The organism is Bacillus sp. GbtcB14, from assembly GCF_019091205.1.
Lineage (GTDB): Bacteria > Bacillota > Bacilli > Bacillales > Bacillaceae_G > Bacillus_A > Bacillus_A cereus_AG.
In genome coordinates this window covers 1-11,932 of record NZ_JAGXJT010000004.1, presented here as the reverse complement: position 1 = coordinate 11,932, position 11,932 = coordinate 1, and the positions used below count along the sequence as shown (strand labels likewise).

Genomic DNA, 11,932 nt, shown 5'->3' with positions numbered 1-11,932 from the left:
TGTTTTTTTAAAGTTTGTAGTCTTTTTTTAACTGCTCTAATGTTTCTAGACTACGAACCGCAAAAGGTGAATCATCTTCAGAAAATGAATTCATTTGAGTTTCTAATGCTAATTTGAGTGACTCTGTATACTCTGGAATTTCTCCTTCATATTTCTTCACCATTTGCTCCGGAATATTCGTTTGTTCACGGAAAGCTAAAGCGCGTCTTTCATGGAAAAATGGTACGTCAGCTTGTTTTACGTTATGTAAGTCACCTTGCACAGGATGTTTTAAAACAGCTAATACTTTTACGACGTAACTGCCAGGGCGGCTATTTGTAACTTCGCCGATGTATTTTCCAGTTTTATAAATACCAGTAACGATTTCGCCAATTTCAAATGTTTCTCTCATATTTTTCACCTCAAGTTTATAGTAAGGAAAGTAGGAGAAGGAGTCAAAGAAATCATTCGCTTTCGGAACGCCCCCTTGAGAATATGAATCGGTTCAACTATAATCTAAAGGTATATAACAGAAAATTCTGATGCTTTATAATCCAATCATAAGGAGTGTTCAATATGATGCCTTTATATTTTCCGGAAGATAAAACAGAATATATTATTCCAGGGATTGTTTGCGTTCTATTTATCATTGGTGCTGTTGCCACATGGCGTATGTTCATTCGTGTATCAAAACGAGAAGCAGATCGATTACAGAAAGTTGAAGAAAAACTTTTAGCGGAAAAGAAACAGTAACTCATTTTTGTATGTTTCCCTCTATGCTCGGACAATCTAAGGGCAGAATATATTTTGGAGGGAATAAAATGAAAAAACGGCTTTTTTTCAGTTGTTGTTTATTATTTCTGATGGCAGGTTGTGACCAAGGAAAGCCGAAAGAAATTGACGTGAAATTACATAATGCTTCAGGTGATGAAGTGGGGACTGCAAAAGTAGTACAGCAAACAAGCGGAGTGAAAATTACGGTTAAAGGGGAAGGTTTCGCACCTGGCCCGCACGGCATACATGTACACGAAATTGGTGAGTGTAAAGCACCACGATTTGAATCATCTGGGAATCATTTTAATCCTGATAATAAAAAGCATGGACTTCTTAATCCGAAAGGTGCAGAAAATGGAGATTTACCGAACGTAATTGCAGACGGTTCTGGAAAGATTAAAGCAGAAATCGATGCGCCGCACATAACGCTTGAAGAAGGAAAAACGACGATTCATAGAAAAGATGGAGCATCTATTATTATTACAGAAAACGCTGATGATGGTATGACACAACCAGCAGGTAAATCCGGTGATCGAATTGCTTGTGGTGTCATTGTAAAAAAAGCATCGGATATAAAGAAAAAGTAAAAGCTACCGTGCATGGTAGCTTTTTTTGTGAAACGGAAGTGAAAATATATCGATTTACCTACAAAAACTGACAAAGGAGTTTATTATGAAAAAGTATGGCGCAGTCTATTTAAAATTTCCTCTAAAACAGATCTTGGACAGCCGATGTTAATTCGAATATGTTCTTCTCCGCCTAATCCGTATTTCTCACCAGGTTCAACGATGATTTTCCCTTTTTCCTCAAGCAGTGTGGTGCGTTCGTTTTGAGAAAGCTGTAGGCGAGAGCAATCAATCCACAATAAAAAACTACCTTCTGGTTTCGTTACAGAAAGAGCAGGTATGTGATCTTTAATATATTTACAAGCGAACCTAGCGTTATCTTCTATATATAATCGAATTTCATTTAGCCAATCGTTGCATTCTGTATAGGCACTTTGCATCGCTGTATAGGCAAATGTATTTAATCCGTGGAAACCTTGTCTATATTGGATAGCTGTAAAGGCTTGACGGAGTTTTTCGTTTGGAATGATAATAATCGATGCCTGTAATCCGGCGATATTAAATGTTTTACTCGGAGCCATACAAGTAATGGTGCGTGTTGCTAATTCTTCAGATAAAGAAGCAAATGGTGTATGAGTACGATCTCCATAAATAATATCGGCATGAATTTCATCCGCGACAACGATTACATTATACTTTGTACATAACGTGCCAAGCTGTGCGAGTTCCTCTTTTGACCAAACACGCCCGATTGGATTGTGAGGACTACAAAGAAGCATGAGTTTGACGCCTTGTTGAAATTGCTTTTCTAAATGCTCGAAGTTTATCGCATATGTATCATTTTGTTTCTGTAATGGACTCACGCATAATTGTCTATTGTTTGTTGTAACCATTTCGAAAAATGGTGGATAAATAGGTGGTTGTACGAGAACAGATTCATTTTCCTTTGTGAAGGCCTGTATGCTCGTACTAAGAGCTGGAACGATTCCCGCGCTAAAGACAATCCATTCTTTTTGAATATCCCAGTTGTACTGTTTTTTTGTCCAGTTACAAATAATATCTCCAATATTTTCGGGAGGAAGTGTATAGCCGAAAATAGGATGCTCGATACGTTTCTTTAAAGCAGTTTGAATTGGTTGTGGTACTTCAAAATCCATATCAGCAATCCAAGCATGGAGAAGTTCTTCGTTTTTATACGTATCCCATTTTGTACTATGAGTTCCACGTCGATTGACTGCTTTATGAAATAGTTGCATAAGTTTGCCCCCTTCTTCTGTAAAAACGATAAGTTATGAAAGTTCTCTCTCTTCTTATAGAATAGCTGATGTGATAGGATAAAGAAAAGTATTAAAAAGTGAAAAGGCGGGAAGCGAATGGGTACATATGAAAAGATGATAGAGGTTGTGAAGAATTGGGATCCGTTTCAAATGGGACCGGAGTTTTATGAAACAGAAGCGAGCGATGTTGTGAACGTCGTAAGTGTGTTTGACGATCCAAAATACATCGCAAAGAAGATTCAACATATATACTTTATGTCTTTTGAGGAAGTACCTGCGCTTGGAAAATGTGAGAAGTTAGCTGTGGAATTACTTGTAATAAAAGAAGGCGGAAGTTGTTCATTATAGGCTGTCGGAATTTCCGACAGCCCTTTGTAATTACTGCGCAGAAAAAGCGATAATTTCTTCATAAACGTGTTCAGGTTTTTCTTCAGGTAGTAAATGCCCTGTGTTTTCGTAAGAAATGAATTTTGAATTCGGTAAATCTTTGTGTAGCCGATGACCTACATGTACAGGGACGACACGGTCTTTTTCACCCCAAATGAGTAGTGTAGGTGTTTCGATTTTTTGTAATTCAGTTGAAGATAAGTCACCTTCACGGTCTCTTATCATACGAGTTAAAGCAGGGAATATACGGTTGTCATAAAAAGGAGCAGAGTAACCTTCCTTCATTTCATCATCAATTAATGAGTGATCATGAACGACATTCATTAAGTTATGAACAATCCCGCGCCGTATAATCCAGTTCTTTACGTATAAATGAAAGAACGGTAAATAAGAAGAGTACAGTAAAGGTAAGGTTGCGCGTGCTAAATAGCTAGAGCTGCATAATAAAATTGTCTTGGAGATTAATTCAGGGCGTATACGGTTTACATAGAGAGAAATTTGTCCACCCATAGAATGCCCAACTAACACAATGTTTGAGAGAGATAAATGTTCAATTAAATCGATAATAACCGTTGCTAAATTGTGATAAGAATACTTAAAGAGATGAGACTTATCACTTTTTCCGAACGGCGGTAAATCAAGAGCAATTACTGTTCCTGCTTTCGATAGTAAAGGAATGAGACGGCGGTAACTGAATGAGGAAGATAAAAAGCCGTGAATGAGCACAAAAGTAGGACGTTCTGTTTTGTTGTCATGTTCATACAATTCGTAATGAATAGTAGTGCCGCGAGTGGAAAAAGTGAAATAAGGACAAGTATATTCGTGATTCATTTTTTGTCACTCCATTGATTTTTGTTCATATCATTTCCAAGGAAGAAGAAAATATGTTAACAAAAAAAGGCAAGATGACGATGTCATCTTGCCTTTCGTTTATTCATTATTATCTGCGAACAATATTAGGCGGTGTTTCTCCTTGTAACCCTGCAACTAAATTTTCAGCGGCGGTCATAGCCATTTGCTGCCTAGTTTTTAATGTTGCGGATCCGATGTGTGGTAAAGTCACAACATTTTGTAGTGATAAGAGCGGATTATCTTTTTGAATCGGTTCTTGTGTAAATGTATCGATGCCTGCTGCAAAGATCATCTTTTCTGTTAATGCATGGATTAACGCTTCTTCATTTACTGTTTTTCCGCGAGAAGCATTAATGAAGATTGCAGTTTCTTTCATTAATGAAAATTCCTTTTCTCCGATAAGGTGGTACGTTTCATCTGTTAATGGAGTGAGAAGGACAATAAAGTCAGACTGTTTTAGTAGTGTCTGTAAATCACAATATGTAGCATCGAATTTTTGCTCTGCTTCTTCTTTACGGCGACGGTTATAATAAAGAACATTCATATCAAATCCGAATTTCGCTCGTTTTGCGACAGCTTCTCCAATTCTGCCCATACCGATAATACCAATTGTACTATGGTGTACATCCAGCCCGAAGTGTTCTTTTCCAATTTCGGCTTTCCATTCACCATTTTTCACGTAGGAGTCGAGTTCACAAACACGGCGACCGGCAGATAACATAAGAGCGAAAACAAGGTCGGCTACTGTATCATCTAGTACGTATGGTGTATTCGTTCCGATGACATTTCGCTTTTCCATCGCTTGTAAATCAAAATTATCGTAACCGACAGAAATGTTGCTTACTACTTTTAAGTTAGGGGCCACCTCTAATAATTCTTCATTAATAGCAGATCCGAAATTTAATAAGCCGTCTTTATCTTGTATTTTCTCCAATAGGATATCACGAGGTACCTTCTCATTTTGCTCCCATTTTTCATAATCACAGTGTTCTGATAAATAGTTTTCTACGAATGTTGGAACTGGTTCAGCAATATAAACTTTTGGTTTCATGGTTCCATCCCCTTTCACTTTATCCCGCATTTTTCCGCTGATTAAAGTTTCACTTCATTTTGACATAATTCACTAAAAAAATCTTCTTTTCAAACTGGAAAGGGTATTTGTATAATTTAGACACAAACGAAAAGGAAGGATGATTTATATGGTGACAGAAAAGGAATTAGAATTATTAGCTTGTCTTGAGAAAAGTAGTCGATTAACTGTAGATACATTAGCGAAGCTGTTAAATATAGAAGTAGAAGAAGTAAAGAAGATGGTTGAAAAATTAGAAGCGGAAAAGATTATTGTGGATTATGTAACACATATCGATTGGACAAAGGTGAAAGAACATACAGGTTTAACGGCGATGATCGATGTGAAAGTTACGCCAAAGCGCGGCGTTGGGTTCGATGCGGTTGCTGAACAAATTTATCGTTATTCAGAAGTGAAATCCGTGTATTTAATGTCAGGGACATACGATCTTTCTATTACATTAGAAGGAAAGACAATGGGAGAAGTAGCGATGTTTGTTTCTGAGAAATTAGCAACAATTGAATCTGTCGTTTCTACAACAACGCATTTCATTTTGAAGAAGTATAAACATGAGGGAGTTATTTACGAAAAAAACGATGATGATAAGCGCATTGTGGTGACACCATGAAGCAATTTGAACTATCTAGAACGGCAGAATCTTTACAACCATCTGGTATTCGAAAGTTTTTCGATTTAGCAGCAAATATGAAAGGTGTTATTTCTCTTGGAGTAGGAGAGCCTGACTTTGTTACACCTTGGAATGTGAGGCAAGCATGTATCCGTTCTTTAGAACAAGGATATACGTCATATACAGCAAATGCAGGATTATTGGAACTCCGTCAAGAAATAGCAAAGTATCTAAAAAAACAATTTGCAGTATCTTATGATCCAAACGATGAAATCATTGTTACAGTTGGAGCGAGTCAGGCGTTAGATGTAGCGATGCGTGCCATTATAAATCCTGATGATGAAGTACTCATTATTGAACCCAGTTTCGTTTCTTATGCACCGCTTGTGACATTAGCTGGAGGAGTTCCGGTTCCTGTGGCAACGACTTTAGAAAACGAGTTTAAAGTACAACCAGAACAAATTGAAGCAGCTATTACAGCGAAAACAAAGGCAATTTTGCTTTGTTCACCAAATAATCCAACAGGTGCAATGTTAAACAAATCCGAGCTTGAAGAAATAGCAGTGATTGTTGAGAAGTACAATTTAATCGTATTATCTGATGAAATTTATGCAGAGCTTGTATACGACGAAGTATATACAAGTTTCGCGAGTATTAAAAATATGCGCGAGCATACGATTTTAATTTCAGGATTTTCAAAAGGTTTTGCGATGACAGGATGGCGCCTTGGTATGATTGCAGCTCCTGTTCAATTTTCAGAATTGATGCTCAAAATCCATCAATATTCCATGATGTGTGCACCGACGATGTCTCAATTCGCAGCACTTGAAGCGTTACGCGCGGGGAATGATGAAGTAATTCGGATGAGAGATAGTTATAAGAAACGCCGTAATTTTATGACGACATCTTTTAATGAAATGGGTTTAACGTGTCATGTGCCGGGCGGAGCATTTTATGTCTTCCCTGCTATTTCTTCAACTGGACTATCTTCGGCAGAATTCGCAGAACAGTTATTATTAGAAGAAAAGGTGGCTGTTGTACCTGGAAGTGTATTTGGCGAAAGTGGTGAAGGATTTATTCGTTGCTCGTATGCAACATCGCTTGGACAACTAATGGAAGCAATGAAGAGAATGGAACGGTTTATAGAAAATAAAAAAAGGACAAAACGTAATACGTTTTGTCCATAAAAGGGGGGGAATACTAGAAAGCCATGTGTTAGTATTCTATCCCAATATTGGAGAATTATACGTACTACAGGAAATTTTTCGTTAATTTTGAATGAGTTCTGTCATAGTGGTATAATTTACTAATATAAGGTATGCGTATCTTGAGTCGCTTTACTTAGGGTACGTACTAACTAATCGGATATTTAACAATAAATCATCTGCTTTGCTATCTACAATTGTAGAGAAAATGGTAAACGTATGGGAGTGTTTCATATGTCAGAACAATATACAACAGGAGTGGTTGTAACAGGGAAAGTGACTGGGATTCAAGATTACGGTGCATTTGTAGCGTTAGATGCAGAAACACAAGGGCTTGTGCATATATCTGAAATTACAAATGGATATGTAAAGGATATTCATGACTTTTTAAAAGTCGGCGATACAGTAGAAGTAAAAGTACTTTCAATTGATGAAGAACACAGAAAAATGAGTTTATCGTTAAAAGCGGCGAAAAGAAAACAAGGACGGATTCTTATACCGAATCCATCTGAGAACGGATTTAATACGCTGCGAGAAAAGCTAACAGAATGGATTGAAGAGTCCGAGTTAACAAAGTAAAAGAGGAGCGCATATGAGCGCTCCTCTTTTACTTTGTCTTATGATATATATTTGCAAATATGATTGCATGCAATCATATTCGTATGTCGGAGGTGAAATAAAGACATACTGACTAGTGGATTTCGTTCGTTTCTGGGTGAGTACCAAGATTTTCTGATGGTTTAAAGAGTAAACCAAGATTGATCAGCCCAGAAATACCGACGATTCCGTAAATAATACGTGCGAGAGCTGAGTTTTGTCCACCGAAAATGGCTGCCACTAAGTCAAACTGGAAGAACCCGATCAGTCCCCAGTTCACAGCGCCAATTACAGTAAAGACTAATGCGATACGTTGCAGAGTACTCATGAAAAAGCCCCCCTTAATTGTGAAGCATGAGCAAGCGATGAGTTAATTAACTCCTTTATAGAATGGGGTAGTTATGTTGTTTTTATACATAAAAAATATAATAAAAAGGATGTATATACATCTATACCGAAAAATGCGAATTTTTATGCAAAAAATGAACTTTTTCTAAAAAATATATATTGGTTACGTTTACACTAGTTGAATCGCTTGATTTACAACTTCAGTTTCGCTAAAGTGAATACAGAAATACATATCCATAATTGGAGGGAAAAAGATGAGTACACATGTAACGTTCGACTATTCTAAAGCGTTATCCTTCATCGGTGAACATGAAATATCTTATTTACGTGATGCAGTGAAAGTAACACATCATGCAATCCACGAAAAAACTGGAGCTGGGAACGATTTCCTTGGGTGGGTAGAGCTTCCGCTTCAATATGACAAAGAAGAATTTGCTCGCATTCAAAAATGCGCAGAAAAAATTAAAAATGACTCTGACATTTTACTTGTTGTAGGTATCGGTGGTTCTTACTTAGGAGCACGTGCAGCAATCGAAATGTTAAACCATTCTTTCTACAACACACTTTCTAAAGAACAACGTAAAACTCCACAAGTGCTATTTGTTGGACAAAACATTAGCTCCACTTACATGAAAGATTTAATGGATGTATTAGAAGGTAAAGACTTCTCTATTAACGTTATTTCCAAATCAGGTACAACAACAGAGCCGGCACTAGCATTCCGTATTTTCCGTAAGTTATTAGAAGAAAAGTATGGAAAAGAAGAAGCTCGCAAACGTATTTATGCAACGACAGATAAAGCGCGTGGTGCATTAAAAACATTAGCTGATAACGAAGGTTACGAAACATTCGTTATTCCGGATGATGTTGGAGGACGTTTCTCTGTATTAACACCAGTTGGTTTATTGCCAATCGCAGTAAGTGGCTTAAATATTGAAGAGATGATGAAAGGTGCAGCTGCTGGTCATGGTGACTTCGGTGCATCAGAACTAGAAGAAAACCCAGCTTACCAATATGCAGTAGTTCGTAATGCTTTATACAATAAAGGAAAAACAATTGAAATGCTTGTTAACTATGAGCCAGCACTTCAATATTTCTCTGAGTGGTGGAAACAGTTATTTGGTGAAAGTGAAGGAAAAGATCAAAAAGGTATTTTCCCATCTTCAGCAAACTTCTCAACTGACTTACACTCATTAGGTCAATACGTTCAAGAAGGTCGTCGTGACTTATTCGAAACAGTTCTGAAAGTAGGTAAATCTACACATGAACTAACAATCGAATCAGAAGAAAACGATTTAGATGGATTAAACTATCTTGCTGGTGAAACTGTAGACTTCGTAAACACAAAAGCATACGAAGGTACATTACTTGCACATAGCGATGGTGGCGTACCAAACTTAATCGTAAATATTCCTGAATTAAATGAGTATACATTTGGTTACCTTGTATACTTCTTCGAAAAAGCATGTGCGATGAGCGGCTATTTATTAGGCGTAAATCCATTTGATCAACCAGGAGTAGAAGCATACAAGAAAAACATGTTTGCTTTACTTGGTAAACCAGGATTTGAAGAGTTAAAAGCAGAATTAGAAGAGCGTTTAAAATAATAAAAAGCGACCGGATTCCGGTCGCTTTTTATTATTTCATCGAAAAGTTCATCGGTATATTCAAACTAGAGTGGGTATGCTAAAGAAAAAGTCTAGGAGGGATGGGCTTGATTCCAATTCAATCAAATTTAGAAGGACGTACATATGCGTTATATAAGTTAGAAGAGATAATGAAGCCACTTGGATATAGCATTGGTGGCAATTGGGATTATGATAAAGGGTGCTTTGATTATAAAATCGATGAAGAAGATGGCTATCAATTTTTACGAGTGCCATTTACAGCGGTGAATGGCGAACTAGATGTGCCGGGCGTAATCGTCCGTCTTGAAACGCCGTATATTCTTTCACACGTATATCAAGATGAACTAGATGATCATGTAAATACTTTAACAGCTGGAACAAGTGGAATGGATCAATTTGCTGAGCCGAAAGATCCAGATGGAGATGTGAAAAGAAAATATATCAATATTGGGAAAGTGCTTATGCAGGAACTAGAAAAACATTTTCTTAATGGCGAATAACAATGAGTATGTCGCTTTCAATGAGGACAAAGGAATGGACTGGATTAATCATATATTGTTCGTCGCGCTTTATACCTAATAAGAGAATGTTTTGCTTTAAAAGAGTATAGCTACAATTTGCAAAAGTTTGTCCGGTGCAGGTCGGAGAAAGCTCCATTAGTTGTAATTTGTTATCAGAAATTTCATCGTAAAGTGAAAATAGTACACCTGAAATGGAAGGGAATAAAAGAGAAGCGGTAAATACATAGCTCGTTAATTTATTTCCTTCTATAATTTCTGATACACCAGCTCTCGTTGCGTTTTGTATTTGTTCAGAAGTAAGAAGTTCAGCGATGCAGTGAATGTTTGGATTGAGTCCTTTTGCAGTTAAAATATTTAAAATGGACTGTGTATCTGCTAAGCTTTCATTCTTTTCTTTATCAGCTGTTATTAATATAGTGTGAGCCGTTGTAATATTAGCTTTTAATAAGGTTTGATCGTGATGGGGGCAACCCTTTATAAATTCTAAATGATGAAATGGTTTTGGGAGTAAAGAAAGTGTTTCATCAATTAAAACGATATCAAGGTTCGGTTGTAAGATGTGCATTTGTTTTACAACATGTTTTGCCCGTTCGTTCCAGCCTACAATAATCATATGCCCGTTAGAAGTCGCAGCTTCTTCTCCTTTAATCTTCATATACTGTTTACTAATCATTTCAGTAGCGAACAGAACCATATAATAAGAACAAAATCCGGTTCCTAATAAAATAATACCCATACCGATAAGTTTGCCTATTAGTGTATGCGGGGCAAAGTCACCATAGCCAACAGTGAAAATAGTAACGATTGACCACCAAACTCCATCAAACCATGTGGTGAAGTGCGATGGCTCTAATCTATGTATAAGGAATCCGGAAAAAGTAGTCAGTACAATAATAAAGCATATTAAACGAAAAATAATGGAATCACGAAATGTATCTACTAAATTTGGACGGGATTTCAATGTTCTATTCCTCCTTACTTTGCAGGACTATATTCATTGTTACCATTATAGAAAAAAGAAAAACTCTCTAAATAAAGAGAGTTTGTTTCATATTACATACTTTCTACTTCGGTTTGTTGGACACTTTCAAGATGCTGGAGGGCGTAGTAAACATCAGCAGTATGTCTTTTTTGATCGATAGATAATTTTAAATGCAAATAGTGCGAGCCATTCTCCAATGTTTTGAGTTTCATATTCTTAACTTTTATATCCATTTCTTTTATTTCTTCAATTACAATTGGGATATTGTCCATATTTCGCACAACAAGCTTTACTGCGATATCACGTTGACGAAAGGATCTCGGTCCTACAAACTTCATTGTTAATGGTATAAGTTCGACGCTAATCATAAGAAAACACATTCCGAAAATCGCTTCGATATAGAATCCAGCCCCAACAGCAATACCAATACCAGAAGCACCCCAAATCATAGCGGCAGTCGTTAGCCCTGCAATACTATCGTTTCCTCTTCGTAAAATAACACCGGCACCTAAAAAACCGATTCCAGATACAATTTGAGCGGCAAGTCGAAGCGGATCCATATTCATATGATCTGTATGTGGTAAATTGTAAGCTGCTTTAATAGAAACAATCGTTAGGAGGCAACTAATAATAGAAATAACTAAACAAGTTTTTAAACCAAGTGGTTTCCGTTTTAATTCGCGCTCTAAACCGATAGCGAACCCTAAAATAGCTGAGAGACCTAGTTTGATTAATAAATCGGTATAGTCCATATATATTCCTCCTCGTATGATATGGTATATGAATAAAACGTTTATTATAGAAAGAAACGCTTTTTGATAGAGTGACTTTATATAGAATATATGTAGGAATTATTTATACATGAAAGAGATATTTCGTTTAAGTATATGATATTAAAAAAGAAATGTGGGTGGTTTTTAAAAAAGTTTATAAAAGGTGTTGCATTTCATTTTTTACCATGATATATTAATAACCGTCGCTGATGCGGAAACGCAGAAAACGACAAAAAAGAAATTGAAAAACTTAGTTGACATCGAAAAACGAAGATGTTAACATAAGGAAGTCGCAAATGAGCGACCAAGTAGTTCTTTGAAAACTGAACGAAACAAACAACGTGAA

Annotated in this window: 15 protein-coding genes; 8 read left to right on the top strand and 7 right to left on the bottom strand. The window is 36.7% G+C overall.

Annotation, left to right across the window (positions count from 1 at the left end; all coding sequences use genetic code 11):
• Positions 1-7: 7 nt before the first annotated feature.
• Entirely contained in the window at positions 8-391 is a 384-nt protein-coding gene (gene kapB / locus KVT31_RS12670; protein ID WP_001209345.1) for a kinase-associated lipoprotein KapB, read from the bottom strand.
• A gap of 164 nt (positions 392-555) precedes the next feature.
• Here kapB and KVT31_RS12665 point away from each other — a divergent pair, with 164 nt between their 5' ends.
• Positions 556-732: a hypothetical protein gene (locus KVT31_RS12665; protein WP_000982762.1), complete on the top strand. Its 177-nt coding sequence runs from the start codon at positions 556-558 to the stop codon at positions 730-732.
• A gap of 68 nt (positions 733-800) precedes the next feature.
• Entirely contained in the window at positions 801-1,340 is a 540-nt protein-coding gene (gene sodC, locus KVT31_RS12660) for a superoxide dismutase [Cu-Zn] (RefSeq protein WP_088098216.1), read from the top strand.
• Between the two features lie 83 nt (positions 1,341-1,423).
• On the opposite strand, the gene KVT31_RS12655 is transcribed toward sodC, so the two are convergent.
• The gene (locus tag KVT31_RS12655) at positions 1,424-2,575 is read right to left on the bottom strand and encodes a MalY/PatB family protein (RefSeq protein ID WP_088098215.1); all 1,152 of its coding nucleotides are present in this window, start codon (positions 2,573-2,575) and stop codon (positions 1,424-1,426) included.
• Positions 2,576-2,692: 117 nt separating this feature from the next.
• On the opposite strand from KVT31_RS12655, the gene KVT31_RS12650 reads away from it, so the two are divergent.
• Positions 2,693-2,944 (top strand): YugE family protein, encoded by a 252-nt coding sequence (locus KVT31_RS12650; protein ID WP_000537643.1) that lies wholly within the window; start codon positions 2,693-2,695, stop codon positions 2,942-2,944.
• 30 nt (positions 2,945-2,974) lie between these two features.
• On the opposite strand, the gene KVT31_RS12645 is transcribed toward KVT31_RS12650, so the two are convergent.
• Positions 2,975-3,814 carry an alpha/beta fold hydrolase gene (locus KVT31_RS12645; RefSeq protein WP_071770887.1) on the bottom strand — a complete coding sequence of 280 codons (840 nt, stop codon included), beginning with the start codon at positions 3,812-3,814 and terminating at the stop codon, positions 2,975-2,977.
• Between the two features lie 109 nt (positions 3,815-3,923).
• Complete coding sequence (locus tag KVT31_RS12640) at positions 3,924-4,916, bottom strand: 2-hydroxyacid dehydrogenase (protein WP_088098214.1); 993 nt, start codon at positions 4,914-4,916, stop codon at positions 3,924-3,926.
• A gap of 118 nt (positions 4,917-5,034) precedes the next feature.
• Between KVT31_RS12640 and KVT31_RS12635 the strand changes: the two genes are divergently transcribed.
• The 3 genes from KVT31_RS12635 (at position 5,035) to yugI (ending at position 7,316) form a co-directional block, all read left to right on the top strand.
• Complete coding sequence (locus tag KVT31_RS12635) at positions 5,035-5,532, top strand: Lrp/AsnC family transcriptional regulator (RefSeq protein ID WP_140392584.1); 498 nt, start codon at positions 5,035-5,037, stop codon at positions 5,530-5,532.
• Entirely contained in the window at positions 5,529-6,719 is a 1,191-nt protein-coding gene (locus KVT31_RS12630) for an aminotransferase (protein WP_088098212.1), read from the top strand. The genes KVT31_RS12635 and KVT31_RS12630 overlap by 4 nt, the downstream gene beginning before the upstream one ends.
• A gap of 252 nt (positions 6,720-6,971) precedes the next feature.
• Positions 6,972-7,316 carry a S1 domain-containing post-transcriptional regulator GSP13 gene (gene yugI, locus KVT31_RS12625; RefSeq protein ID WP_000003765.1) on the top strand — a complete coding sequence of 115 codons (345 nt, stop codon included), beginning with the start codon at positions 6,972-6,974 and terminating at the stop codon, positions 7,314-7,316.
• A 112-nt stretch (positions 7,317-7,428) separates the two neighbouring features.
• Here yugI and KVT31_RS12620 read toward each other — a convergent pair whose 3' ends face one another.
• On the bottom strand, positions 7,429-7,662 hold the full coding sequence (locus tag KVT31_RS12620) for a DUF378 domain-containing protein (RefSeq protein ID WP_000105787.1): 234 nt from the start codon (positions 7,660-7,662) through the stop codon (positions 7,429-7,431).
• Positions 7,663-7,936: 274 nt separating this feature from the next.
• Here KVT31_RS12620 and KVT31_RS12615 point away from each other — a divergent pair, with 274 nt between their 5' ends.
• Positions 7,937-9,289 carry a glucose-6-phosphate isomerase gene (locus tag KVT31_RS12615; RefSeq protein WP_088098211.1) on the top strand — a complete coding sequence of 451 codons (1,353 nt, stop codon included), beginning with the start codon at positions 7,937-7,939 and terminating at the stop codon, positions 9,287-9,289.
• 107 nt (positions 9,290-9,396) lie between these two features.
• Positions 9,397-9,810: a YugN-like family protein gene (locus KVT31_RS12610; protein WP_140392583.1), complete on the top strand. Its 414-nt coding sequence runs from the start codon at positions 9,397-9,399 to the stop codon at positions 9,808-9,810.
• Here the strand turns inward: KVT31_RS12610 and KVT31_RS12605 are convergent.
• The gene (locus tag KVT31_RS12605; RefSeq protein ID WP_088098209.1) at positions 9,797-10,792 is read right to left on the bottom strand and encodes a potassium channel family protein; all 996 of its coding nucleotides are present in this window, start codon (positions 10,790-10,792) and stop codon (positions 9,797-9,799) included. The genes KVT31_RS12610 and KVT31_RS12605 overlap by 14 nt on opposite strands.
• Before the next feature lie 92 nt (positions 10,793-10,884).
• Complete coding sequence (locus tag KVT31_RS12600) at positions 10,885-11,565, bottom strand: MgtC/SapB family protein (RefSeq protein WP_088098208.1); 681 nt, start codon at positions 11,563-11,565, stop codon at positions 10,885-10,887.
• Positions 11,566-11,932: the final 367 nt, after the last annotated feature.

Bases quoted from the DNA above. Each gene is read 5' to 3' on its own strand.
- yugI (WP_000003765.1), top strand. From the start codon at position 6,972: ATGTCAGAACAATATACAACAGGAGTGGTTGTAACAGGGAAAGTGACT.
- KVT31_RS12615 (WP_088098211.1), top strand. From the start codon at position 7,937: ATGAGTACACATGTAACGTTCGACTATTCTAAAGCGTTATCCTTCATC.
- KVT31_RS12600 (WP_088098208.1), bottom strand. From the start codon at position 11,565: ATGGACTATACCGATTTATTAATCAAACTAGGTCTCTCAGCTATTTTA.
- sodC (WP_088098216.1), top strand. From the start codon at position 801: ATGAAAAAACGGCTTTTTTTCAGTTGTTGTTTATTATTTCTGATGGCA.
- KVT31_RS12635 (WP_140392584.1), top strand. From the start codon at position 5,035: ATGGTGACAGAAAAGGAATTAGAATTATTAGCTTGTCTTGAGAAAAGT.
- KVT31_RS12665 (WP_000982762.1), top strand. From the start codon at position 556: ATGATGCCTTTATATTTTCCGGAAGATAAAACAGAATATATTATTCCA.
- KVT31_RS12640 (WP_088098214.1), bottom strand. From the start codon at position 4,916: ATGCGGGATAAAGTGAAAGGGGATGGAACCATGAAACCAAAAGTTTAT.
- KVT31_RS12655 (WP_088098215.1), bottom strand. From the start codon at position 2,575: ATGCAACTATTTCATAAAGCAGTCAATCGACGTGGAACTCATAGTACA.
- KVT31_RS12620 (WP_000105787.1), bottom strand. From the start codon at position 7,662: ATGAGTACTCTGCAACGTATCGCATTAGTCTTTACTGTAATTGGCGCT.
- KVT31_RS12645 (WP_071770887.1), bottom strand. From the start codon at position 3,814: ATGAATCACGAATATACTTGTCCTTATTTCACTTTTTCCACTCGCGGC.
- kapB (WP_001209345.1), bottom strand. From the start codon at position 391: ATGAGAGAAACATTTGAAATTGGCGAAATCGTTACTGGTATTTATAAA.
- KVT31_RS12630 (WP_088098212.1), top strand. From the start codon at position 5,529: ATGAAGCAATTTGAACTATCTAGAACGGCAGAATCTTTACAACCATCT.
- KVT31_RS12650 (WP_000537643.1), top strand. From the start codon at position 2,693: ATGGGTACATATGAAAAGATGATAGAGGTTGTGAAGAATTGGGATCCG.